Source organism: Rossellomorea sp. GAMAL-10_SWC, assembly GCF_049568075.1.
Taxonomy (GTDB): Bacteria; Bacillota; Bacilli; order Bacillales; family Bacillaceae_G; genus Gottfriedia.
Window position 1 is genome coordinate 4,959,364 of record NZ_CP144911.1, and the last position, 22,713, is coordinate 4,982,076.

The following is a 22,713-nucleotide window of genomic DNA, read 5'->3' on the forward strand; positions in this document are numbered from 1 at the left end:
TGGTGGAACAATGGAAACAAATCAAACGTTAAATATTCGGTTGTTCCATACAAATGACATTCATAGCCACTTTGAAACGTGGCCAACAATTGTCGGTTTGTTGAAGTCTAAAAGAGAGTTAGCTAAAGGAAAAAGTGAGGCGACACTTACATTTGATATTGGGGATTTCGTTGATCGATTTCATCCAATTTCAGAAGCCACTCTAGGAAAAGGCAATGTGGAGCTTTTAAATGATGCAAAGTATGATGCAATTACAATAGGAAATAATGAAGGAATTACCTTATCAAAAGGTGAGTTGTTAAACCTCTATGAAGATGCAAAGTTTGATGTATTAGTTGGTAATTTAAACATTTCAGATGAAGGTACCGAGAGTTTCAGCAAGCCTTTTGAAATATATGAAAAAAATGGAGTAAAGCTAGGAGTAATTGGTTTAACAGTCGCTTATCCTGTGTTTTATGAAACATTAGGATGGAGTATAAAAGATCCGTTTAAAATTTTAAATAGCATATTGCCAATTGTCAAAGAGCAATCAGACATTGTCATTATACTTTCTCATTTAGGTATGAGAGACGATCAGAGAATTGCTGAACAATATTCAGGAGTCGATATTATCTTAGGCGCACATACTCATCATTTATTTCCAAATGGAGAGTATGCTGGTGAAACTCTACTATGTGGAACAGGTAAACACGGTAACTATTTAGGAGAGGTTTTAATCACTGTAAATAAAGAGACGAAAAGTATTATCAATACTGAAGCTTCAGTTACTGAAGTACATACAGTCCCAACATCTTACCAAGATGAAATGACGAAAATGATGTTGGCTAATTTAATGAGATTAAGTAAAGAAATTTTAAATGAACCAGTGACACAACTACCGAGTAACATGGGTGTAAATTGGTTTAAAGATAGTCCATTGCTGAAATTATTAGCAAATGCACTTCGCCAATGGACTAAATCAGATATCAGTATACTAAATTCCGGTATTTTACTTGAAGGTTTAAATAATGGCCTTGTTACTAAGGGTGACATTCACCGGATTTGCCCGCATCCTATTAATCCTTGTGTCGTTAAATTGTCTGGTAAGGAATTATTAAATGTTTTAAATCGTTGTGAAGATAAAGAGCTGACTCATTTAAAGATGAAAGGTTTTGGATTTAGAGGGAAAGTAATTGGGAAAATGGTTTACGATGGAATTACTTTTGTTAATAAAGATAAGAAAAGGAATTTGAAAAAAGAGGATCTATTTATTAATGGTGAGATGTTAGATTTAAATCGAATGTATGCGATCGGTACTTTGGATTTATTTACATTCGGTCATTTAATTCCTGCAATTCGAGATGCTAGTCATAAAAGATTTTTTATGCCTGAATTTATTCGTGATGTGTTATTTTCGGCTTTAAAAGATGTTTAAAATTTATCAAGATTAGACAGGTTACACTTTTGTTTTTTTCTCATATTTTAGAATGAGAAAGGAGCGTTGAACTTGATCAATTTAAGCCCAATTAAAATAGATAATCATACATTTAATGCTGTTACGGTTTTACTTCCAAAAACTACATTATTGGTCGTTATGAATGATAACGGATATATTATGTGCGGAGCATTAGATGTAGCTTTATTAAATGAAAGATTGCGCGATCGTCAAATTATCGCAGGCCGAGCAGTTGGTGTGAAAACAATAGAAGAATTATTAAATGCGCCTTTAGAATCCATTACTGTTGAAGCAGAAAAGTTAGGTATTCAAAAAGGAATGATTGGAAGGGACGCATTATTAAAGATGATATAAAAAAAGCCACTAAATTTTTTTTAGTGGCTTCTTGTGTAAACGAAGTACAAAAAAATTGATTTTTACAGCGTATTAACTGTTATGAAGAGCCATATATTTAATAAAAAATTGTTCAAGGAGAAAACAATGAGAGTTGTTGAAGCATCCACACTTGTTCCAGGTACGATCTTAAGAAAGTCGGTTTATAATGAACATGGAAAAATGATCGTGAATGCAAATATTCCTTTAACAGAAGAGATGATTAATCAAATACATAAATTAGCTATTCAATTTGTTTTAGTACATGCTCAATCATCAGAACATTTAAATGGTAAGACAATTATTTCAGACGAACTTCGCACTGATATCACACAAAAAATAGAAGATACTTTTGTTAAATTAATTAGCGAAGATGTTTATTTAAGGGGGCTATCTTTAGAAAAAAACTCATTGAGGCTTAAAGAAATTATAAAATCACTGCAAAACGAATTATGGCAACAGAAGGATGCTTTATCTTTATTGGTTGACGTATTCCTATATGATGAGTATCTCTTTACCCATTCTCTACATGTAGCTATGTATTCTTTAGGAATTGGAACCGTATTAGATTTAAGTAAAATCGAGCTTAATTTACTTGGATTAGGTGCACTTTTACATGATGTCGGGAAGATGGCTATACCAAAAAAGATTTTAAATAAACGGGACCGTTTAACTGAAGATGAATATGCGTTCATGAAACAACATACAATTGCTGGATACGATATGCTACGACAAGTATCTTCTATTCATCCAATTGTTGCGGACTGTGCCTTACAGCATCATGAAAGGATCAATGGGAGCGGCTATCCAAAAGGTTTAGTTTGTGAGGAAATGCATCTGTTCTCAAAGATCATTGGGATTGCCGACTTTTTTGATGCTGTTACTTCAAATCGAGTATATCGAAAAGCAATGCTCCCGCATGAAGGATTAACATTATTAATTAATGCAAGTGATAAATTTTATGATGCTAAATTAATCAGCATATTTAGTGATCTACTAACCGTTTATCCAACGGGGTTACACGTAAAATTGAGTGATGGTAGACAAGGAATTGTTTTTAGTCAAAATGATGCTTCTACAGATCGACCAGTTGTGCTGATAATTGAAGAAAACGGAAGAAAGTTAAGTATTCCTTATGAAGTGAATCTCTATAATGAGTTAAAATTAGAGATTATCGAATGTGACCAAACAATAAAAAGCATTTATTATTAAATGGGATGTTTCAGAGAAATGACTGGAGCATCTTTTTTATTGTTTTTGTACAAATCCATTAAGAATGAACAGGCATTGACATGCATACCCATTAGAAAGGGGGCATGGATCCGATGAAGAGGTTTAAGTACAGACGTGTTCCAAAAAATAAATTTTTTGTTTCAAAAAGAAAATCTTTTGGCGGATTTAAAACTAATTCAGCTCAAATAACCCAAACAATTCGTAATATATTTCCAAATAAATATGTAGTTAGTTGTATTGTTCTATTATTTTTTTCGTTATATGCTTTTTGGGAAATTGATAAAATTTTCACCCCAACGATCTTAAAATATTCTGAGAAACAAACAAAACGAATTGCTTCATTAGTGATCAATGAAGCGTATGAATCGGCATCTAAGGAACTGCAAGGGCAGGATATTATCATTCGGGATGTTGATGAGAATGGTAAGACGATAATAAGTACGAATACATATTTGATCAATAAAATAATTGGTTCTACTACTTCGCATGTTGAAGAGAATATACGTAGAGTTGAAAATGGGGATTTATCATTTTTATCTTTATCAAAAGCAGAAATGAAGAAAATGAAGGCGGATAATGAGGGGCTTTATTTAAAAGTACCGATTGGGGTCGTTACAAATACAGTACTTTTAGGTAAACTTGGACCTACTATACCAGTTCGCTTTTCTGTAGTCGGTGATGCAGTGGCTAATGTTAAACAAGAAGTTAAGCCATTTGGATTTGATAATTCTGTAGTCGAAATTATTATGAATGTAGAAGTAAATATGAATGTAATTATCCCGTTTAGTACAAAATCAACAAAGGTGAAAGTAGAAGTCCCAATTGCTACTGAAATTATCGATGGGGAAGTTCCAAGTTATATTCCATTTACTCCAAATACTCAGGCTAATTCCATCAAAAACAAAGGAAAAAAATAAATTTAAAATAGAGCAGACTAACTTAGTACATTAGGAAAAGTTAGTCTGCTTTTTCTGACTAATGGTTTTAAATTACCTTCTTTATTTGCTTCGATCCTGACGCTCCCAAAGACGTAATTTTGGATAAGGATCAAATGACCACTCTGAATAACCATTGTCTTTGTAAATACCATAGTGCAAATGTGGAGGGAATTTTCCAGATGTCCCTGGAGGTCCATATCCAGTACTTCCAACATAGCCAATCAGTGTTCCTGGCTCGACTACTTGCCCTCTTTGAAGGTCTTTGTTAAAGCCACCTAGATGAGCGTAGTAATGATAATTATTATATAAGTCTCGAATTCCGATTCTCCATCCTCCAATTCGATTCCAGCCCTTTGTCTCAATAACTCCATAGCATGTAGACCTTACAGGAGTACCATAATTTGCAAAAATATCAGTACCTTCATGAACTCTTCGTCCGCCAAAGCTTCGAGGTGCACCCCACGTACTACGATAACTATGTGTACTGCGAATTGGTAATGGGAAGGCATTGCCTTCTATATTTAATTTTCCGTAATATTGATACAAACTAGCGTATTCATCGATAATATCAACAGTTATTGCTCTTTGGTAGTAATCCCATAGCATCATTCGAATATATTGCCTGGTTGGGCCATAGAAATGCAATCGATGAATGAAAGTGTACAGAATATCCTCATCATCTTCTAATGAAGCTTTTCCGTCATTATTTCCATCTAAACCAATGCCGCTAAATAAATGGATAGTAGGAGCGTATGTGTCTTTCTTTACGGGATTTGATAGGCCACTCCAATCCTCTGGTTTAATATAGATCGAAAGGACCCCATTTTCGCGTTTTGGTATATCGTTCCTAACACTACGTACATTTCGTTCATAAGTATCTATAGCTGCAAAGTAATACCAAGGGATAAAGGTTAGTGTTTCACCTTTTTTATATAAGGCCATTCGTTCTTTATTAAGTTGAGCTTGATCAATTTCTTCTGCATTTGTAAATGATGGCATTATGAAGATAACCACCATACAAAAAAGTACAATTATTTTTTTCAAAACCATCATCCTTTAAATTGATTTACATCTATAGTTTGGTTAAAGGAGCGACTTTCATAAATGGAAATTATAGGGATAATAGGAATAATCAAACGAAAGTTTTTCATATCCGCGAAAAATGTAGTAATATATAAACTATTGGAAGAAAAAATGAAATATGTCGTAAACGAATAAACGTTGGAGGAATTTCAAATGGCATCAAAAAAAGAAGAATATTTGAGAAAGCCCGAGTGGCTAAAAATAAAATTAAACACAAATGAATCTTACACAGAATTAAAGAAAATGATGCGATCTAAAAATCTTCACACTGTTTGTGAAGAAGCTCGTTGTCCAAATATCCATGAATGTTGGGCAGTTAGAAAAACAGCTACATTTATGATCCTAGGTGCGGTTTGTACTCGTGCATGTCGTTTTTGTGCAGTTAAAACTGGTTTACCAACTGAACTTGATCTACAAGAACCAGTTCGAGTTGCTGAATCTGTAACACAAATGAACCTTAAACACGTAGTAATTACAGCAGTTGCTCGTGATGACTTAAGAGACGGTGGAGCAGCTGTATTTGCAGAAACTGTTAGAGAAGTTAGAAAAGCAAATCCATTTACTACAATTGAAGTTTTACCATCTGATATGGGTGGGAAATTTGAAAACCTTAAAATGTTAATGGATGCAAAACCAGATATTATGAACCATAATATTGAAACAGTTAGAGAGTTAACTCCACGTGTTCGTGCAAGAGCTACGTATGAAAGATCACTTGAATTTTTACGTAGAGCAAAAGAAATTAACCCTAGCATCCCTACAAAATCAAGCATCATGCTTGGTTTAGGTGAAACAAATGAGCAAATTTACGAAGCAATGGATGATTTACGTGCTGCAGGTGTAAATATCATTACATTAGGTCAATATTTACAACCAACGAAAACTCATTTATCTGTAAAAAAATACTATACTCCTGACGAGTTTGCAGCTCTAAAAGAAGTTGCTTTAGGAAAAGGATTCTCACACTGTGAGGCTGGTCCACTAGTTCGTTCATCATACCATGCTGACGAACAAGTAGAAGCTGCTAAACAAGCATAATAAAAAAGCACTAGCTTAAGCTTATGCTTTCAGACTGAAAATCAAATTATTTGGAAATTGTAAAAGCACTAGCTCATGCTAGTGCTTTTATTTTGATTATTATTTTGAAATTTGATCAAAATGCATGCTTTGTTTATCCACATCAAAACCTGAAGCTAAATCTTTTATTTGTTGCTCTAATTGGCCATCATTAAGCTGACCATATTTATTTAGGTCCTCAATATTATTAATATTTTGTATCGAATTTGAAGTAAAGATATGATAATAACTAGGAAGCGCTGATTGAGCAGTTTTTTCAACTTGCTTTCTAGCTAGTTTTTTATCACCATCTGATCGATAAGCAATCAATACTTCTTGGTCTGTAACTAGTGTAGCTGCATCGTCTATATCAGGAAGCTTTACAACTAAATAAGAAATGAATTTTGACACTTCTTGTTTATCGATCGTTAAAGTATAATCACCATCTTTACCTAAAACATCTTGCTTTTGTAGTCTAGAAAAGCCATAATCTTTGTAAGAGTTATTTGACATTTTAGCATTTACATCGCCTAAATCCATCGGCTTTGTATTTAATTGTTTAGGTGTTGGATTTGTTCGATGTTCATTTTTATATGTTACGTCCTCATAATCGAATTGTCTGGAATGACTTGGACCGAATGAACATCCTGTTAATAAAAATAAGGTTAATAAACAAACTAAATATTTCCGCATATTAAATACCACCTTTTAATAATCATTGTAAAATTAGTATGCCAAAATATTAGTTACATATTTATGGGAGTAAAAGGAAGGAGAATACAAATTGGTTTGCATACAGAATATTTGCTATGAAGTTGTTGAAGATTACCGTGAAGGATTCAATGAAGAAGCTTTTAAAGCGAGATATGCAGAGATCCTTTCAAAGTATGATTACATTGTTGGGGATTGGGGCTATGAGCAACTAAGACTTAGAGGATTTTTTGATGATTCTCAAAAAAATGTTCCATATGATTCAAAAATAAGTACATTACGTGAATATATTTATGAATATTGTAATTTTGGATGTAAATATTTTGTGGTTAAGAAAGTAAAAAATTAAATGATGGGGAAACCCATCTTTTCAGACTGTTGTCAAACGCTTGCAATCAGTCTGAAATTCAAGTTTAAAGAACTTTGTTTATACACTGAAATGATGGGAAAACCCATCATTTTTTATTTTAGGTAAATTACATAAACAAATTTTGTGGATAAAATATTTTTTGATTTTTTGAAAGAATAAAAACCTTGTGGATAAGTTGGAATCTTTCAACAAAAATGTGAATAACTGAAGACTTAATCACAAAAATAGTGGACAACTTTTTAGTTATCCACTATTTTTCAGATTATTTAGTAAAAACAAATTATTTATCCACAGGTTTGAAAAATTAGAAAATAATTTCACTAAGAAAATCTAATAATTCAGCTGCCTTTTCCTCAGAAATTCCGAAAGCAAATTCTAAGTAACCTTCTTCTTTTAAATCATCTGAACCAATAATTGCAAATCGATTACTTTGCATATCCATAATCATAACTTTGCCGTAATGACGATCAGAATATACTAAAGCAAGATCATGTCTTTGCTCTTCTCCCATAAAGCTTACAAAACGAGTCTTTGCTTGAATAGTGTCATCATATAAGAAAAAACGTTCTGACATTTTTTAATTCCTCCATTATACTAAAATAAGATTTGGCTTATATCTTAAATGGTGATGTGCTTTAATATGTCACACAGTAATCTCGTTACATTTAAATGAGTTTCGACTAAGTCTCCACCTAAAAAAGTAACGCCTGTAGTAGCAAAAATTGCATCGTCACCTATTACTAAATCATTTAATGTTAATAATTGTCTTTGGTTTTAGCTTCATTTTTCTTACCGCATCCCATCCAATAAGCAGAGGTAAGGGCAGTTGCTTCAGTAACTATTACAATCTAAGTGCTAGTTCACGCTCCAAAAGTCCAACCCCCAGAAAAATATTCACCTATATAATATAACAAAAATCGGTAAGAAACGCTTTCATTTGTCGATTTTTTTCGAATTTAGCTATAAAATAAATATAAGTCCATAAAATGTAGAAGATAGAATTGAGAAGGAAGTGTACATATGTACTTTGTAAATCGTCAAAACATATTAGATCGAATTGAAATTTTGAATTCAATGCTTGAATTTTATGAGTCAAACAGCCATCCAAAAAATAAAATAGAAGAATTAGCTTTGGAAAGAATGACACATCTTTTGATTGACAGTATGTTAGATATTGGAAATACAATGATTGATGGCTTTATAATGAGGGACCCTGGAAGTTATGATGACATTGTTGATATTCTAATGGATGAAAAAGTTATTACTGCATCAACTGGAGAATCGATAAAAAAATTAATTCCAATTCGAAAACATTTATTACAAGATTACACATCTTCAATTACAGAAAAAATAGTGACGACATTAAGCGAAAATATAGAAGCATATAAGGAATTCCCGGTTGCGGTTCAAGCTTTTCTTGATAAGGAACTAGGAGTAATTAATGCTTTTAGTAGTGATGAGGAAAAATAATCTATTTCAGACTGCCCGCCAAACGCTCGCTTTCTTCGTTGCTTCGTCTGTCTGCGGTGCTCATTACCGTCAAAGGTAACTCCGCTCCTCACCTGCCTTCGCGCCTCGAAAGACAAGCGTTTTCAATCAGTCTGAAAATCAAATTTTAGTATTTTGTCTATACACTGAAATAATTTTCGAATTATTTCTCTATAAAAAAACTTTGAATATTAGACTGTTCGTTTTTTTGCGAAGTGAACAGCCTGACTAGTAAGGAGTGGCAATATGAAAAAATATAAAGGATACTTAATCGATCTAGATGGAACGATGTACCGTGGCGAGGAGCAAATTGAGGAAGCTAGTCTTTTTATAAAGGCTTTGAAGGAAAAAAATATCCCTTATCTTTTTGTAACGAATAACTCTACACGTAGACCAGAACAAGTTGCTGATAAACTTAATTCCTTTAATATTCCAACTACAAAAGAACAGGTCTTTACAACAAGTAATGCCACAGCAAATTACATAAAAGAACAAAAGGCAGATGCTACTGTTTATATGATCGGTGAAGAGGGCTTACAATATGCCTTAGAGGAAGTTGGCTTAACAATTACAGATGAAAATCCTGATTTTGTAATTAGTGGCTTAGACCGTAGTATTAATTACGAGAAATTAGCAAAGGCTTGTATAGCCGTAAGAAATGGCGCGACATTTATATCTACTAATGGTGACATAGCGATTCCGACTGAAAGAGGCTTATTACCTGGAAATGGTTCACTAACATCTGTTATTGCTGTATCTACTACAGTAAAACCAATTTTTATTGGAAAACCTGAATCAATTATTATGGAACAAGCATTAAAAGTTCTTGGTGTTGCAAAAGAGGATACATTAATGATTGGTGATTATTATGATACAGACATTATGGCTGGGATTAATACTGGTGTTGACACATTGATTGTTCATACTGGTGTAACGACAAGGGATATGTTGTCAAATTACGAAACGCAGCCAACTTATTCAGTTGACTCATTAGAAGAATGGATAAAATATATCTAAGAAAACATCTAAACTTAAAAAACCCCACTAGTAATTAATTTACTTGTGGGGTTTTTGTGTTATTTCAAATGAAAAAGTAGTCTCAAATGTTGATTGACTTATGAGACCACTCTTTTTTATTCATCTTCAGCTTTAATTTGATCAGCCTTTTTATGTGCGGCACGATGAGCAAGTCGGCTAGATGCAGCAGCTGCAATCGCTCCAACAATATCATCTAGAAATGTATTTACTAAGCCTGTAGATTTATCATTTAATTTTTCTAAAATTCCAGGTTTTAATTTATCGATGTAACCGTAATTCGTGAATCCAATTGAACCATATACATTTACGATCGATAAGGCAATTATTTCATCAATTCCATAAAGGCCTTCATCTTTTTTGATAATAGCCAACAATGGCTCCTGTAATTTATCTTGCTCTGCCAAAATATCTAATTCAATACCAGTAATGATGGCGTTTTGTATCTCACGCTTTGTCAAGACTCTCTGTACATTGTGTTTACACTCATCCAAAGATAAATTTTCATGATATTTTTTCTGTAAAAAGTAAACTAAATCAGCAATGTCATCGAGCGTAACACCTCTTTTTTCTAATAGCGATAATGCAGTCTTTTCTAAATCGTGATTTAAATAGTCCATTTCATCACCTTTTCCTTATCGATTGATTTAATTACTATAAAAATAACTAAAATGGAGATTTCATAAAATAATTAAAACCTTTATTATAAATTCTTTTTAAGAAATAAGAGGATTAATTATATATGATTCGATATCGAACAAAATTCCCCTTTATAAAAAAAGTTAAACCATAGTAAAAAAATTGTTAATACATATAATTTAATACTTAATGCCTTACCCTTGAACCATTTAACTACATATTTTTGTATAGTACCCGAGTGCTTGGCCTTTGTCTTATGCTTGTCGGGGCTGACCAACCCGCCTCCACATTTTCGTGATGTCTAGTTCCGGCGGGTAGCCCCTCGAGGTCATAAGCCAAAGTCCAATAAAAGTAAAAAGCAACTTTTCTTGGCCTTTGTCTTATGCTTGTCGGGGCTGACCAACCCGCCTCCACATTTCATATATACTACGTCATTTTCTCCCTTTTTGTGTATGGCCATTCGGGTTTATATATAGAAAGTGAAAAAGTAGGGTACAGGTTTTTAGATTTGTGACATATATATTAATTAAGTAGGTATAAGAAGGATGTGAGTGATGATGTTTATTCGCAACCAAAACATCATTCAAGACATGTTTACTCATTATCAAATTCAACCAGCTGAATTACTTCAAGTACAGTCATATTACATGTTTTGGCAGCGGAATAGGGTGTATTTTCTTGCACCCATTGGAAATTTAAAAGAAGATGATTTGCAGGAAATGAAGAGTTTAAGTGATTTTATGAGTTCAACCGGAGATCAATCGGTCGCAACCTTTGTTCAAAATGTTCAAGGGTACTATGTGAGTAAGATTGATGGAAATAATTATTCCTTATTTAAGAGTAACAGACAAAATGAACGCAGTAATAATAACGGTGAAGAACTTGCAATTTTTCATTTAAGAGGGAAAAAATATTCAGATGAATTGAAAAGATTAAATAGGATTGGGAAATGGAAGAATTTATGGGAAAAACGGTTAGAGCAATTAGAAAGATTTTGGCAAAGTAAAGTGAATAGTCATCCCGAAAATTTTTTCGAACAAATATTTATTGAATCTTTTCCTTATTATCTCGGAATGACTGAAAATGCGATTCAATATGTTGTAGATACTGAACTAGATGATATTCCTCAAGTCGTTGATGCAGCAACAATTTGTCATCAAAAAATGACTGAAAGAAGACAAAAAGAAATTCATTTTGCGAAAGTACCGATTGAATGGATTTACGATCATCCAAGCAGAGATCTTGCTGAATGGGTTAGGGATGAGTATTTAGAGAATCCTGATAATTATCAAAAGAAAATCCTCTCATTTTTTTATGGTTATGAAAAGAAAAGTCCATTATCTACTTTTGCGTGGCGTTTGTTATTTGCAAGACTTCTTTTTCCCGTACACTATTTTGAAACAATTGAAGGATATTATTTGGCAAGGAGCGATGCGGATCGGAAAAGGTATGAGCGTAAGTTAGTTAATTATCTTGAAAACACTAATGAGTTTGAATCTTTTCTAGGTGGATTTTATGATTTGATCGGACTACCAACTGCTAAGTTAGGGATTCGTGAAATTAAATGGCTAAAATAAAAGAGAGGGTTTTATACCCTCTCTTCAGACTGTTGACAAACGCTCGCTTTCTTCGTTGCTTCGCCTGTCTGCGGTGCTCATTACCGTCAAAGGTAACTCCGCTCCTCACCAGGCTTGCGCCTCGAAAGACAAGCGCTTGCAATCAGTCTGAAAATCAAGTTTTTAGAAATTTGTCTACATACTGAAGAGAGGGCTTTATACCCTCTCTTTTAATATTGAAAATATATTAGAATACTTGCTCTACCTCAATTACACCAGGTACTTCTTCTAATAAAGCTCGCTCAATACCAGCTTTTAATGTAATAGTTGAACTTGGGCAGCTGCCACATGCACCTAAAAGGCGAAGTTTAACAATACCATCCTCAATATCAACTAAATCAACGTCTCCACCATCACGTAGTAAAAACGGTCTTAATTTATCTAAAACTTCTTGTACTTGTTCTTTCATGTCCATTCATATCGACTCCTTTCACTAATTTTATTATAATCAGTTAAGAGGAAAAAATCTATTACAGAGTACTTTGTGTGTTTGAAATTATTTTCGGACACACCCTTATTGTATGCTAGGAGGAGAAAATGAGTAATAAAATTTTAGTGGAAGTTTTTGGAGCTGAAGTAATATGTGCAAGTTGTGTAGGAATGCCATCATCAATTGAAACTTTTGAATGGCTTCAAGCTGCACTTCAAAGAAAATATCCTGACTTAGCCTTTGATTTTCAATACATTGATATATTTAATGTAGTGAATAATGAAAAAGAAGATTTCGCTGAACGAGTAAGAAATGATGAATTTTTTTATCCAGTAGTTTTAGTAAATGGAAATGTTGTAGGTGAAGGTAATCCAAAATTAAAAGATGTTTATAACGCTATTGAATTATAATGAATTTAAACCCCTTACAAAAATTTAAGGGGTTTTTTTATTGAATATAGATTGTTTTTCTGTAGGGGTCTTATTGTAATTGGTTCTTTCTCAAAAAATTAAAATGTTTTAATAAAATTCACTATTTTATGTAAAATGCTGAAGATTTACATGATAGAATAGAATTGTAAAGACAAATAAATTACAATTTTTGGCATATATATAGAATTGGGAGGAGGGGTGGAATGGTTGCGATTAGTTTATTTGTAATTGGAGTTTTATTAATTATTATCGAAATGTTTTCGTTAACCTTTGTATTCTTGTGGATTGGTATTGCGAGCATTCTAGCATCAGTTGTAAATTATTTAACAGGATCAAACACCTTTACTTTTATCGTTTTTATTGTTAGTGCATTAATTTTGTGGCTTAGTACAAAGAAATTTGCAAAAAGAATCCACCAGCATAAAACGATAGAAAATGGAGTATATGCATTAGTTGGTAAAGAGGTCGTTGTAGCTTCTGTTGAAATAAATGATGATACAGTAGGCACGACCAAAGTTTATGGTGATGAATGGACAATCCGTTCTACTGAACCATTATTTTTAAATGAAAAGGTAATTGTAACAAAAATAGAAGGTGCAACTTTATACGTGAAAAATAACTAATTGAGGAGAAGTGCTATGTCTGATGTAAGTTCTATGGTTGGTCCAATTATTATTGGTATTATTGTTTTGTTTGTTGTGTTACTTTTATTATCAAGTATTCGTATTGTTAGACAATCTGAAGTATATCTAGTAGAACGATTAGGGAAATTTCATCGTAAGTTAGAGAGTGGAATCCACGTTGTAATGCCATTTGTTGAACGTGTAGCTAGTAAAAAAACATTGCGTGAGACTGTGGTAGATTTTCCACCACAATCAATGATTACAAAAGATAATGTTAGTATCCAAGTAGACTCAGTTGTCTTTTATCAAGTAACTGATGTTGTGCGTCATGAGTACGAAATTGCTAATCCACTGTCTGCGATTTCCAATTTGACTGCTACTACGTTACGTAACTTAATTGGGGAATTAGATTTAGATGAAACTTTAACAAGTCGTGATACAGTTAATAATAAACTCCGTTCAATTCTTGACCAAGCAACTGATAAATGGGGAATGAAGGTTAATCGTGTAGAGATCCGAAATATTATTCCACCTATTGATATTCAAAATGCGATGGAAAGACAAATGCAAGCAGAACGTACACGTCGTGAAAAAGTATTAAATGCACAAGGTGAAAAAGAATCAAAAATCCTGAAAGCAGAAGGGGAAAAGCAATCAAAAATTCTTGAAGCAGAAGGGGAGCGTTTAAGCCAAGTTGAAAAAGCTCGAGGAGATAAAGATTCTCAAGTTTTACGCGCTGAAGGGGAAGCGGAAGCAATCATTAAACTTGCTGAAGCGAAAGCTAGAGGGGAACAACTTGTGTTAGATGTTTGGAGAAATGCAGAGCCAACTAAAGAAATGGTTCAATTGCGTTCAATGGAAGCGTTAGAAAAAGTAGCTTACGGTCATGCATCAAAACTTGTTATTCCGACAGACGCTACAAAGCTTTTAGGGATGGTTGAAAGTGTAAAAGAAGTTATTAAATCTGATAAAACAGAATAAAAAAAAGCCCCTTAGCAAATATGGTAAGGGGCTTTTTAGCATATTAATTTTGTTAAAAAGATTTGTTAATCAACCATTGTGGTATTTATACATCCATAAGATTCCAGACTTAATTAATCTTGGAACTCGTCCGAGTAGTGGGCGTTCATTGAATAGTCCAAAACCATGTTTTTTACCTAATGAGCCCATAATACCTTTTAATTTTATTTTAGGCATTACTTCTGGAAGGTCTTCACCTTTCCATTTTTTTTGTAAAACCATAACGATTTGTTCTGCTTGAGCTTCCGCAAGCTGTGCAGAAGGTGCATATGGTAATGATGCACAATCTCCCACTACATAAACATGCTCATCGTTTGGCATGTGATGATATTTCGTTACAACGATTCTTCCTGTATTGTCTTTTTCTACGTCTAAATTGCGGACAACTTCAACTGGTTGAATTCCCGCTGTCCAAATAACAGCGTCACAATGAATTTCATCATCATGGTTAAATAAAGTATTTTTCTCAACCTTTGTTATGTTTGAATTGCTAACAATTTTTACATCGTGCTCAATAAACCAGTTTTGTACATAATAACTAAGTTTTTCTGGAAACATTGATAAAATTCGGCTTCCACGATCAAAGAGTAAAATTTGTAAATCGCTTCTACTTTCTCTTAGTTCACTAGCTACTTCTACACCACTTAAACCAGCACCTACAACACCGATTACTGAATTAGGAGGTAGACTGTTTACATTTTCATAAGCGTTTCTTGTTTTTTCAATTGTTTGAATACTATAAGTATGTTCCGGTGCACCAGGTACATTATGGTATTTATCCTCACAACCTAAACCGATAATTAAATCATCATAAGAAACTGATTTTCCATTGCTTAATTCTACTTTCTTGTTTGCCGTATCAATTGTAGTAATATCTCCATATACAACCTTTAATTTCTCATGAGTTGGTAATGGAATTCTAATGTGTTGCTCTGGAACTGTACCTGCAACTAATGCATAATACTCAGTTTTAAAGCAATGAAAAGAATTTCGATCAATCAATGTGATATGAACATCCTCAGGTAAATCAGATGTTAATAGACGTGACAAAGCACGAATATTTCCATATCCGGCACCTAGTAATACGAGGTTTTTCATAGTTGATGTTCCCCTTTTGTTTTATTAGCGTTGAATGAAAAAATTTTTCTATTTTTCGACAATTATATTATATATATTTTATGTTAAAATAACAACGCCTAACTCGGTAAAATAAAGCTCATTCCATTTATTCTCAAAAGGATTGACGTTTTAAAAAAAAAAGAGTAACTTTATGATGAGCAAGGAGTGAAAAATAGTGAGACCATTAGTCGAATTTTGTATAAAAAACCTAGCAGACGGTGCACAAAAAGCTTTAGAACAGCTTGAACGTGATCCAAATCTAGACATACTAGAATATGGCTGCCTTGGATATTGTGGAAAATGTAGTCTATCACTTTTTGCACTAGTTGAAGGGGAAGTAGTTACTGGAGAAACGGCAACCGAGCTAGTAGATAATATTTATATTTTCTTAGAAGAAAATATGTTGATATAAGAAGCACTGTTAATAATTAACAGTGCTTTTTTCTATTTTTCGAGCTATTTCAACAATATTTTAATCTTCCTTAAAATTCGTTTTAATCTCTCGAAAATTCCCTAAATCAAACAATTCAATATTAGGGAAAAATTACTATTCTTTATATTCATTACTTTAACCAATATTATTTTTATTACGTACACTATTTTTAATTATTGTGCAAAATTAATGCAAAAAAAATGAGCATTCACCTAAGTGAAGCTCTTAAAATGTTTCTATATCGAGAAACGGGGGATGTTCTTATTGTGCTCAATTCATTTAAATTTTATACTTGTATTAATAAAAAAAGTAAGGAGTCATGAAAATGAATTCTTTTCGTTATACAAAAATGCATGGATTAGGAAATAACTATATTTATGTAAATATGTTTGAAGAAAATTTAAAAGAAGAAGAGCTTTCTAAACTTGCAGTTGAAGTTTCAAATATTAATACAGGTATTGGTAGTGATGGAATGATATTAATCTGTCCATCAGAAGTTGCAGATGTAAAAATGCGAGTATTTAATAATGATGGGTCAGAAGCTAAAAATTGTGGTAATGGTCTTAGATGTGTAGCTAAATATGCATATGAACATGGAATTGCAAATAATACTTCATTTAAGATTGAAACGATCAGTACAATTGTTGAAGCAACAGTACATGTTGAAAATAATATTGTTAATCATGTAACAGTAAACATGGGGAAACCAATATTCCAAAGATCACAAATCCCAATGATTGGTGATGAACAGGAATATGCTAAGGACAGAATTTTCTTTGAAGAAAAAAGCTATGAATTTTCAGCAGTTTCGATGGGAAATCCACATGCTGTTTTTGAAGTAACTGATATTAAAAAGGCACCATTAACAACTTTAGGTCCAATTGTTGAAAAACATGATTTATTTCCGGAAAGCGTAAATGTTGAATTTATCGAATGTTTGCCGCATAATGAGATAAATTTCGTTGTATGGGAGCGAGGTTCTGGTGTAACTCAGGCCTGTGGAACAGGAGCCTGTGCTGCAGCAGTCGCTATGATACAAGAAGGTAAATATAAACGAGATGAACCGATAACTGTTCACCTCCAAGGTGGAGATTTACAAATTACTTGGTCTGCTGATGGGGATGTATGGATGAAAGGCCCAGCAGTTACAATAACAGAAGGCATATACTATACTCAAAGAGGAGTGAAATAAATGATTACAGTTACTGAACAAGCAGGTTTAAAAATTAAAGAAATGATTGAAAACGAAGAAGATCAAAACACTTTTGTACGCTTAGGAGTAAAAGGTGGAGGTTGCTCTGGACTTTCATATGGACTTGGTTTCGATCCACAAAAAAATGATGATGACACAGAATTAGAATATCATGGCATTAAGTTTTTAATTGATAATGAAAGTGCTCCAATTTTAAAGGGAGTTGTAATTGATTTCAAGGAGTCATTACTAGGTGGAGGATTTACGATCGAAAATCCAAATGCAATCGCATCATGTGGATGTGGTTCTAGTTTTAGAACAGCTACGAATGCAGGTACACCTGAAGAGTGCTAATTCAGACTGCCCGCCAAGCGCTTGCAATCAGTCCGAAAATCAAGTTTTTAGTACTTTGTCTAAACACTGATAGGATACGTTTGTATCCTATTTTTTCTATTATACAAACTAGGCAAAATTCTTAATTGTTAATATTTTTACAAATTCAGGGTAAATTATTGAATCTTTTTTGAAGTTGTGTACTATTATATAGTGTAGATAAAAATTTGAATTGGTTTTTTAAGAAGTTGGTTGTGAAATGGTTCACGAATTGTGATGTACTTTGTTCAATGTATCACAAGAAAGTTAAAAAAAGACTGCCTATAAAAAGTCCTTATGATTTAAATCTTGTATTTTAGAAACATTGAAGAACTATGACCTGGTTGTACTTTCGCAGTTGAACCAATATATGTTATAGCATGGTTGATTGCTGTTGGTGCTTCACCAAATCTAGAAGCAATTAGTTTAACTTTTCCATCATATGTACAAATATCGCCAGCAGCATAAATACCTGGACCATTTGTTTCCATGTGTGAGTTAACAATGTATAAATGCATGTCATCTATAATAGAATAATATCATATTTTATACCGATTAACTGAGGTGTGGATCAAAAAACAACCAATTTCGCTTAATATTTTGAGAATTCTACCGATAAGATTTATGCTTGAAATATTACACAAAAAACTTTAATATTGTTATAGGCTAATTGTTAACATTTTGTGACAATTATAACGAAATATTTAGACAAATATCCCTATATAATCGTTTGCTCACTTATGTACTAATTTATAATGAGTTAGATTGCTCACTATTGAGCTTAGTTATAAATTTAGAGATATTACGGCAAATTGTAGGTACTTAATATAATTTAAAAGGATGGTATGTATATCATGAATAAGCCTAAGATTGTAATCCTTGGAGCTGGGTACGGTGGAATTATAACTGCAACTCGACTTCAAAAAACATTATCTGCAAATGAAGCGGACATTACACTAGTAAATAAAAACAGTTACCACTACCAAGCAACATGGTTACATGAAAATGCAGCAGGTACATTACACCATGACCGTACACGTCTTGATATTAAAGACGTGATTAATCAAGATAAAATTAACTTTATTCAAGATACTGTTACTCAAATCAAACCTGAAGAGAAGAAAGTATTACTTTCTAATGGCGAATTAGACTATGATTATTTAGTAGTTGGACTAGGTTTTGAGTCAGAAACTTTTGGAATTAAAGGATTAAAAGAACATGCATTCTCAATTGCTAACATTAATGCTGCTCGTCAAATTCGTGAGCATATTGATTACAGCTTCTCTAAATACTACAACACTCCAGTTGAAAAGCGCGATGAGTTATTAACGATTATCGTTGGTGGTGCTGGATTTACTGGTATTGAATTTGTTGGTGAACTTGCAAACCGTGTTCCAGAATTATGCAAAGAATATGATATCGATCGTGATTTAGTTCGTATTATTTGTGTAGAGGCTGCACCAATGGTATTACCAGGTTTTGATCCTGAATTAGTTGACTATGCTGTTTCTCAATTAGAGAAAAAAGGTGTAGAATTCAAAATTGGTACAGCTATTAAAGAATGTACTGAAGATGGGATTATCGTTGCTAAAGGTGATGTAGAAGAAAAAATTAACTCTGCAACAGTTGTATGGGCTGCAGGTGTACGTGGAAATGCATTAGTAGAGGAATCTGGTTTTGAGGCTATGCGTGGACGTGTAAAAGTTACAAAAGATATGCGTGTTCCTGGAAATGACGATGTATTCATCGTTGGTGACTCTGCTTTATTAATTGACGAAGCAAGTAACCGTCCATACCCACCAACAGCACAAATTGCAATTCAACAAGGATTTAATGTTGCACACAACTTAGCAGTACTAGTTCGTGGAAAAGGTGAATTAGAAGAATTCACACCAGACATTAAAGGTACAGTATGTTCATTAGGACATGATGATGCAATTGGCGTAGTTTACGGTAAAAAATTAACTGGTTGGAAAGCTTCATTTATGAAAAAAGTAATTGATAACCGTTATTTATTCGTACTTGGTGGACCAATGTTAGTTCTTAAAAAAGGTAAATTAAACTTGCTATAAGTATATTAGGATATTAGCTCGACGTAAGTCGGGCTTTTTCTTTGTATATTATTTAAATGTGAATTGGCAGCAGGGGGTTGACGTAGTTTCCAATTTTAAGTATTAAGTGTAGGTTCAACTACGCCTCTGTCTTCACCTAAAAGCTCGCCAATAGACGCGTTTTCTTTATCGTAAAGGTGGTCATTATAGATGAATAAAAGAGGCAATGTATGGTTAGGGGTAGCTGGTTTAGTGCAAGACTCTAACGGAAGATGGTTAGTTGTAAAGAAAAAATATAGTGGCTTAAAAGGTTTATGGTCTTTACCAGCAGGTTTTGTAAAACAAGATGAAACTGTTGACCAAGCAGTTTTAAGAGAGATTAATGAGGAAACAGGCGTAAATGCAACTTTAATTGGTTTAATAGGTGTTAGGACTGGCGTGATTCGCGAAGAAATTAGTGATAATATGTTAATTTTCTTATTACAGGCAGATGATACAACGATATCGATTCAAGAAGAAGAGTTATCAGATGCACGTTTTATATCTGAAGAAGAGCTATTAAAGGATCCTACATCTTCATTACTAATTAAATACTTAATTGAAAATCCGCCGAATAAACCAATGAATGTAGTTAAAGGTTTAAACCCGGGAGATCAATTCCAATATACAACCTATCACTTTATTAAGTGATTTTTCAATAATTTGAATTTTTTTAAAATTGACGATAGGACAAGAAGGTTTTACACTGTATATAGAAAAAATGTGGGGTGTTTTTTATATGGTGATGAGTATTCCAGTTTTACTAATTTCAATTTTGTTATTTTTCGTATTAGCTTTTGGAATCGGTTTCCTTGCAAATATGCTTTTTCGAACAACTTGGTTTATGGTAGTAATCTATCCACTATTAATCGTTATGATTGTGGACAAGATTAGTACGGTAAAATATTTTACGAATACTACTGTCGCTTTTGAGACATTAAAGTCAAACTTAATGGCAGTAGGAACTGGTGATATTGTTATTTTAACAGCAGGTTTAGTAGGGGCAATTATGTCAGGAGTCGTAATCCTTTCATTAAGAAAAAATGGATATCAAATGTTCTGACTTCTAACTTTCTCATATATGAGAAAGTTTTTTTTATATTTTTTTTGTTTTAGGGAAAGATGAAAAGATGAAAAGGAGTGAAATGATTCATTGGGTATAAATAAAAAATTATTTAGACGTGTTATTTTATCTATTTTATTCATTATTGCTTTGTTTTCTTCTTTAAAAATCCTTGCAAATATTCAAGTCGCTACTATAAAAGGCTGGTTTAGTGAATCAATTGCAATAAATAAAGTATTTGCTGAAGAAAATAAAACGATCACAAATGAGAGCATAATGATTACGATGGCAAAAAACATCGAACATAATACGAATTGGAATAATTATAAAAAAGTAACAGTTACTGCAACTGGCTATACAGCTGGAAGAGAATCGACAGGTAAAAGTCCTAAAGACCATTCATATGGAATTACTTATTCAGGTGTGGAAGTAAAGAGGGATTTATTTTCAACCATTGCAGCCGACTTAAACGTATTTCCGATAGGAACGGTTTTATTTATTCCTGGCTATGGATATGGCGTGGTAGCAGATAAAGGTGCAGCTGTAAAGGGACATCATCTGGATTTATATTTTCAAACTGTTGGAGATGTATTTGAGCATTGGGGAAAGAAGAAATTGGCTGTTTATATAATAAAGCAAGGGTCAGGAAGATTTACTGAATCAGATCTTAAAGAATTGAATGAACAAAACTCATTACAAGTATTTAGGCAGCAATCAAAGAATCAAATTGGAGAATAGATTATGGAAAAAATAAATTATAGTTTAACAATTAATGCACCAATTGAAGCTGTTTTTGAAGTTGTTGATTCAGATGAGCATTTAAAAAAGTGGATGGATGGTTTCATAGAGAATAAGTATGACGAAAATTTTAACAGAGAAAAACCTGTTGGTCATAAGTTTAAGCAAAAGTTAGAAGAAGATGGGGAAATTCGAGAATATGATGGTGAAATCATTTCTTATAGCCCGCCAAAAGAATTAGGTATTCGATTAAAGCATACTAATTTTACAGCCGATGCGGTCTATCGCTTTTTTTCTGTTGAATCAAATCAAACCCGCGTAGATTATGAATGTAGCTTGGAAATGTCTTCAGTAGTAGCAAAAATGACGGGCTTCATATTCAGTTGGTTCACAAAACGAATTGTAGTAAAACAAATGAGTAGTTTAAAAGAATATGCAGAAAAGCGATTTGATGGTGTATTATAAAAACATGCCCCTTGCATTAATAGCAAGGGGTTTACAACGTTAATAGGATATTTATTTTGAATAAAAGGAAAATCTTTTCATTATCTCGAATTTAAAATAAGTAAAATTTATAATAAAATAGAAATTGTTAAACATAATCTTTTGTTCAAACAAGTAAGCAAAAAAACAGAGTTGTTTAAAGGGAGTAAGCTTTAATGGAGAGGTGGAGGCGTAATGGAGGAGAAAATGACCTTAATGCATGCTTTAGGCATGAAGATAGAGTCTGTTGAAGAAGGCAAAGTAGTGATGAAAATGGAGGTAACGGAAAAAGTACACCAACCGTTTGGTTATTTACACGGTGGTGCTTCAGTTGCTTTAGCTGAAACAGTTGCGAGTGTAGGAACGTTTTCGATGATTGATCAAGAGAATCAACTTGCTTTTGGTCTTGAAATAAACGCAAATCATTTACGTTCTGTTCGTGACGGTGTCGTAACAGCAATCGGAACTGCAGTACATACAGGTAAAACGACAATGGTTTGGGATATAAAAATTTACTCCGAGGATGAGCAGTTAGTTTGTATCTCGAGATGTACAGTTGCGATTAAAGATAAACGAAATTAACATAAAGAGCTGCTAAATTACGATTGTAATTTAGCAGTTTTTTATGACCGAGGATATTAAGGTAATAACACTTGGTAAATGGATCAGTCAGGTTTCTTAAATATTAAAATGTAATTTAAAATGACTATTTCTAAAAAGAAAAAATAGAAACTCATCAATTT

The 22,713-nt window shown here is 33.0% G+C and carries 27 protein-coding genes and 2 pseudogenes; 21 read left to right on the top strand and 8 right to left on the bottom strand.

Annotated features, from left to right (window positions below; translation table 11 throughout):
• The first annotated feature begins 10 nt into the window (after positions 1-10).
• The 4 genes from V5E38_RS23920 to yunB all read left to right on the top strand — a co-directional run bounded on the left by V5E38_RS23920 (position 11) and on the right by yunB (position 3,957).
• Positions 11-1,414 carry a bifunctional metallophosphatase/5'-nucleotidase gene (locus V5E38_RS23920; RefSeq protein ID WP_499211701.1) on the top strand — a complete coding sequence of 468 codons (1,404 nt, stop codon included), beginning with the start codon at positions 11-13 and terminating at the stop codon, positions 1,412-1,414.
• A 72-nt stretch (positions 1,415-1,486) separates the two neighbouring features.
• A complete protein-coding gene (locus V5E38_RS23925) occupies positions 1,487-1,789 on the top strand; it encodes a YunC family protein (RefSeq protein WP_069034827.1) in 303 nt (100 codons plus the stop codon).
• Positions 1,790-1,915: 126 nt separating this feature from the next.
• Positions 1,916-3,019: an HD-GYP domain-containing protein gene (locus V5E38_RS23930; protein WP_499211702.1), complete on the top strand. Its 1,104-nt coding sequence runs from the start codon at positions 1,916-1,918 to the stop codon at positions 3,017-3,019.
• 113 nt (positions 3,020-3,132) lie between these two features.
• Positions 3,133-3,957 carry a sporulation protein YunB gene (gene yunB / locus V5E38_RS23935; RefSeq protein ID WP_499211703.1) on the top strand — a complete coding sequence of 275 codons (825 nt, stop codon included), beginning with the start codon at positions 3,133-3,135 and terminating at the stop codon, positions 3,955-3,957.
• Positions 3,958-4,038: 81 nt separating this feature from the next.
• Here yunB and V5E38_RS23940 read toward each other — a convergent pair whose 3' ends face one another.
• Positions 4,039-5,028, bottom strand: a complete 990-nt coding sequence (locus V5E38_RS23940; protein ID WP_499213638.1) for a M23 family metallopeptidase — start codon at positions 5,026-5,028, stop codon at positions 4,039-4,041.
• 186 nt (positions 5,029-5,214) lie between these two features.
• On the opposite strand from V5E38_RS23940, the gene lipA reads away from it, so the two are divergent.
• Entirely contained in the window at positions 5,215-6,099 is an 885-nt protein-coding gene (lipA, locus tag V5E38_RS23945) for a lipoyl synthase (protein ID WP_056468726.1), read from the top strand.
• A 99-nt stretch (positions 6,100-6,198) separates the two neighbouring features.
• On the opposite strand, the gene V5E38_RS23950 is transcribed toward lipA, so the two are convergent.
• Positions 6,199-6,810, bottom strand: coding sequence for a YhcN/YlaJ family sporulation lipoprotein (locus V5E38_RS23950; RefSeq protein WP_499211704.1), 612 nt, complete (start codon positions 6,808-6,810; stop codon positions 6,199-6,201).
• A gap of 91 nt (positions 6,811-6,901) precedes the next feature.
• On the opposite strand from V5E38_RS23950, the gene V5E38_RS23955 reads away from it, so the two are divergent.
• Positions 6,902-7,177: a YutD family protein gene (locus V5E38_RS23955; protein ID WP_056468720.1), complete on the top strand. Its 276-nt coding sequence runs from the start codon at positions 6,902-6,904 to the stop codon at positions 7,175-7,177.
• A gap of 325 nt (positions 7,178-7,502) precedes the next feature.
• On the opposite strand, the gene V5E38_RS23960 is transcribed toward V5E38_RS23955, so the two are convergent.
• A complete protein-coding gene (locus V5E38_RS23960) occupies positions 7,503-7,772 on the bottom strand; it encodes a DUF3055 domain-containing protein (protein ID WP_025672291.1) in 270 nt (89 codons plus the stop codon).
• A 15-nt stretch (positions 7,773-7,787) separates the two neighbouring features.
• A pseudogene (gene glpX / locus V5E38_RS23965) lies at positions 7,788-7,966 on the bottom strand (fructose-bisphosphatase class II); the annotation flags it as partial.
• A gap of 252 nt (positions 7,967-8,218) precedes the next feature.
• Between glpX and V5E38_RS23970 the strand changes: the two are divergent.
• Positions 8,219-8,668, top strand: a complete 450-nt coding sequence (locus tag V5E38_RS23970; protein WP_097976358.1) for a DUF86 domain-containing protein — start codon at positions 8,219-8,221, stop codon at positions 8,666-8,668.
• A gap of 264 nt (positions 8,669-8,932) precedes the next feature.
• The gene (locus V5E38_RS23975; RefSeq protein ID WP_097976360.1) at positions 8,933-9,703 is read left to right on the top strand and encodes a 5' nucleotidase NucF; all 771 of its coding nucleotides are present in this window, start codon (positions 8,933-8,935) and stop codon (positions 9,701-9,703) included.
• A 116-nt stretch (positions 9,704-9,819) separates the two neighbouring features.
• On the opposite strand, the gene V5E38_RS23980 is transcribed toward V5E38_RS23975, so the two are convergent.
• Positions 9,820-10,341 (bottom strand): phosphatidylglycerophosphatase A family protein, encoded by a 522-nt coding sequence (locus V5E38_RS23980; protein ID WP_499211705.1) that lies wholly within the window; start codon positions 10,339-10,341, stop codon positions 9,820-9,822.
• Between the two features lie 597 nt (positions 10,342-10,938).
• Here V5E38_RS23980 and yutH point away from each other — a divergent pair.
• Positions 10,939-11,937: a spore coat putative kinase YutH gene (gene yutH, locus V5E38_RS23985; RefSeq protein WP_499213639.1), complete on the top strand. Its 999-nt coding sequence runs from the start codon at positions 10,939-10,941 to the stop codon at positions 11,935-11,937.
• Positions 11,938-12,163: 226 nt separating this feature from the next.
• On the opposite strand, the gene V5E38_RS23990 is transcribed toward yutH, so the two are convergent.
• The gene (locus tag V5E38_RS23990; RefSeq protein WP_025671774.1) at positions 12,164-12,391 is read right to left on the bottom strand and encodes a NifU family protein; all 228 of its coding nucleotides are present in this window, start codon (positions 12,389-12,391) and stop codon (positions 12,164-12,166) included.
• A 122-nt stretch (positions 12,392-12,513) separates the two neighbouring features.
• Between V5E38_RS23990 and V5E38_RS23995 the strand changes: the two genes are divergently transcribed.
• The 3 genes from V5E38_RS23995 (at position 12,514) to V5E38_RS24005 (ending at position 14,441) form a co-directional block, all read left to right on the top strand.
• Positions 12,514-12,816 carry a DUF1462 family protein gene (locus V5E38_RS23995; protein ID WP_097976363.1) on the top strand — a complete coding sequence of 101 codons (303 nt, stop codon included), beginning with the start codon at positions 12,514-12,516 and terminating at the stop codon, positions 12,814-12,816.
• Positions 12,817-13,040: 224 nt separating this feature from the next.
• Positions 13,041-13,460: an NfeD family protein gene (locus V5E38_RS24000; RefSeq protein WP_097976365.1), complete on the top strand. Its 420-nt coding sequence runs from the start codon at positions 13,041-13,043 to the stop codon at positions 13,458-13,460.
• A 15-nt stretch (positions 13,461-13,475) separates the two neighbouring features.
• A complete protein-coding gene (locus V5E38_RS24005) occupies positions 13,476-14,441 on the top strand; it encodes an SPFH domain-containing protein (protein WP_429888862.1) in 966 nt (321 codons plus the stop codon).
• 69 nt (positions 14,442-14,510) lie between these two features.
• Here the strand turns inward: V5E38_RS24005 and V5E38_RS24010 are convergent, their stop codons facing one another.
• On the bottom strand, positions 14,511-15,578 hold the full coding sequence (locus tag V5E38_RS24010) for an NAD(P)/FAD-dependent oxidoreductase (protein WP_069034814.1): 1,068 nt from the start codon (positions 15,576-15,578) through the stop codon (positions 14,511-14,513).
• Between the two features lie 196 nt (positions 15,579-15,774).
• On the opposite strand from V5E38_RS24010, the gene V5E38_RS24015 reads away from it, so the two are divergent.
• From V5E38_RS24015 to V5E38_RS24025, 3 genes are all read left to right on the top strand, one after another.
• The gene (locus V5E38_RS24015; protein WP_056468696.1) at positions 15,775-16,011 is read left to right on the top strand and encodes a YuzB family protein; all 237 of its coding nucleotides are present in this window, start codon (positions 15,775-15,777) and stop codon (positions 16,009-16,011) included.
• 346 nt (positions 16,012-16,357) lie between these two features.
• Positions 16,358-17,224: a diaminopimelate epimerase gene (gene dapF / locus V5E38_RS24020; RefSeq protein ID WP_499211706.1), complete on the top strand. Its 867-nt coding sequence runs from the start codon at positions 16,358-16,360 to the stop codon at positions 17,222-17,224.
• A complete protein-coding gene (locus tag V5E38_RS24025) occupies positions 17,225-17,578 on the top strand; it encodes a HesB/IscA family protein (RefSeq protein ID WP_098565754.1) in 354 nt (117 codons plus the stop codon).
• Positions 17,579-17,898: 320 nt separating this feature from the next.
• Here the strand turns inward: V5E38_RS24025 and V5E38_RS24030 are convergent.
• Positions 17,899-18,102: pseudogene (locus V5E38_RS24030) on the bottom strand (ferredoxin--NADP(+) reductase); the annotation flags it as partial.
• Positions 18,103-18,450: 348 nt separating this feature from the next.
• On the opposite strand from V5E38_RS24030, the gene V5E38_RS24035 reads away from it, so the two are divergent.
• The 6 genes from V5E38_RS24035 (at position 18,451) to V5E38_RS24060 (ending at position 22,552) form a co-directional block, all read left to right on the top strand.
• The gene (locus tag V5E38_RS24035; protein WP_141437789.1) at positions 18,451-19,668 is read left to right on the top strand and encodes an NAD(P)/FAD-dependent oxidoreductase; all 1,218 of its coding nucleotides are present in this window, start codon (positions 18,451-18,453) and stop codon (positions 19,666-19,668) included.
• 189 nt (positions 19,669-19,857) lie between these two features.
• Entirely contained in the window at positions 19,858-20,337 is a 480-nt protein-coding gene (locus tag V5E38_RS24040; RefSeq protein ID WP_499211707.1) for an NUDIX hydrolase, read from the top strand.
• 94 nt (positions 20,338-20,431) lie between these two features.
• Positions 20,432-20,749, top strand: coding sequence for a YuiB family protein (locus V5E38_RS24045; RefSeq protein ID WP_286133565.1), 318 nt, complete (start codon positions 20,432-20,434; stop codon positions 20,747-20,749).
• 90 nt (positions 20,750-20,839) lie between these two features.
• Positions 20,840-21,487: a 3D domain-containing protein gene (locus V5E38_RS24050; RefSeq protein ID WP_387327881.1), complete on the top strand. Its 648-nt coding sequence runs from the start codon at positions 20,840-20,842 to the stop codon at positions 21,485-21,487.
• A gap of 3 nt (positions 21,488-21,490) precedes the next feature.
• The gene (locus tag V5E38_RS24055) at positions 21,491-21,952 is read left to right on the top strand and encodes an SRPBCC family protein (RefSeq protein ID WP_097976377.1); all 462 of its coding nucleotides are present in this window, start codon (positions 21,491-21,493) and stop codon (positions 21,950-21,952) included.
• Between the two features lie 213 nt (positions 21,953-22,165).
• The gene (locus tag V5E38_RS24060) at positions 22,166-22,552 is read left to right on the top strand and encodes a PaaI family thioesterase (RefSeq protein ID WP_286133563.1); all 387 of its coding nucleotides are present in this window, start codon (positions 22,166-22,168) and stop codon (positions 22,550-22,552) included.
• Positions 22,553-22,713: the final 161 nt, after the last annotated feature.

What these genes read in the sequence shown, in the direction of transcription:
- dapF (WP_499211706.1), top strand. Translation starts at nt 16,358, where the DNA reads ATGAATTCTTTTCGTTATACAAAAATGCATGGATTAGGAAATAACTAT.
- V5E38_RS23950 (WP_499211704.1), bottom strand. Translation starts at nt 6,810, where the DNA reads ATGCGGAAATATTTAGTTTGTTTATTAACCTTATTTTTATTAACAGGA.
- V5E38_RS24055 (WP_097976377.1), top strand. Translation starts at nt 21,491, where the DNA reads ATGGAAAAAATAAATTATAGTTTAACAATTAATGCACCAATTGAAGCT.
- V5E38_RS24040 (WP_499211707.1), top strand. Translation starts at nt 19,858, where the DNA reads ATGAATAAAAGAGGCAATGTATGGTTAGGGGTAGCTGGTTTAGTGCAA.
- lipA (WP_056468726.1), top strand. Translation starts at nt 5,215, where the DNA reads ATGGCATCAAAAAAAGAAGAATATTTGAGAAAGCCCGAGTGGCTAAAA.
- V5E38_RS23990 (WP_025671774.1), bottom strand. Translation starts at nt 12,391, where the DNA reads ATGGACATGAAAGAACAAGTACAAGAAGTTTTAGATAAATTAAGACCG.
- V5E38_RS23940 (WP_499213638.1), bottom strand. Translation starts at nt 5,028, where the DNA reads ATGGTTTTGAAAAAAATAATTGTACTTTTTTGTATGGTGGTTATCTTC.
- V5E38_RS23930 (WP_499211702.1), top strand. Translation starts at nt 1,916, where the DNA reads ATGAGAGTTGTTGAAGCATCCACACTTGTTCCAGGTACGATCTTAAGA.
- V5E38_RS23960 (WP_025672291.1), bottom strand. Translation starts at nt 7,772, where the DNA reads ATGTCAGAACGTTTTTTCTTATATGATGACACTATTCAAGCAAAGACT.
- V5E38_RS23920 (WP_499211701.1), top strand. Translation starts at nt 11, where the DNA reads ATGGAAACAAATCAAACGTTAAATATTCGGTTGTTCCATACAAATGAC.
- V5E38_RS23995 (WP_097976363.1), top strand. Translation starts at nt 12,514, where the DNA reads ATGAGTAATAAAATTTTAGTGGAAGTTTTTGGAGCTGAAGTAATATGT.
- V5E38_RS24035 (WP_141437789.1), top strand. Translation starts at nt 18,451, where the DNA reads ATGAATAAGCCTAAGATTGTAATCCTTGGAGCTGGGTACGGTGGAATT.
- V5E38_RS23970 (WP_097976358.1), top strand. Translation starts at nt 8,219, where the DNA reads ATGTACTTTGTAAATCGTCAAAACATATTAGATCGAATTGAAATTTTG.
- V5E38_RS23980 (WP_499211705.1), bottom strand. Translation starts at nt 10,341, where the DNA reads ATGGACTATTTAAATCACGATTTAGAAAAGACTGCATTATCGCTATTA.
- yunB (WP_499211703.1), top strand. Translation starts at nt 3,133, where the DNA reads ATGAAGAGGTTTAAGTACAGACGTGTTCCAAAAAATAAATTTTTTGTT.
- V5E38_RS24005 (WP_429888862.1), top strand. Translation starts at nt 13,476, where the DNA reads ATGTCTGATGTAAGTTCTATGGTTGGTCCAATTATTATTGGTATTATT.
- V5E38_RS24045 (WP_286133565.1), top strand. Translation starts at nt 20,432, where the DNA reads ATGAGTATTCCAGTTTTACTAATTTCAATTTTGTTATTTTTCGTATTA.
- V5E38_RS24025 (WP_098565754.1), top strand. Translation starts at nt 17,225, where the DNA reads ATGATTACAGTTACTGAACAAGCAGGTTTAAAAATTAAAGAAATGATT.
- V5E38_RS24010 (WP_069034814.1), bottom strand. Translation starts at nt 15,578, where the DNA reads ATGAAAAACCTCGTATTACTAGGTGCCGGATATGGAAATATTCGTGCT.
- V5E38_RS24000 (WP_097976365.1), top strand. Translation starts at nt 13,041, where the DNA reads ATGGTTGCGATTAGTTTATTTGTAATTGGAGTTTTATTAATTATTATC.
- V5E38_RS23975 (WP_097976360.1), top strand. Translation starts at nt 8,933, where the DNA reads ATGAAAAAATATAAAGGATACTTAATCGATCTAGATGGAACGATGTAC.
- V5E38_RS24060 (WP_286133563.1), top strand. Translation starts at nt 22,166, where the DNA reads ATGGAGGAGAAAATGACCTTAATGCATGCTTTAGGCATGAAGATAGAG.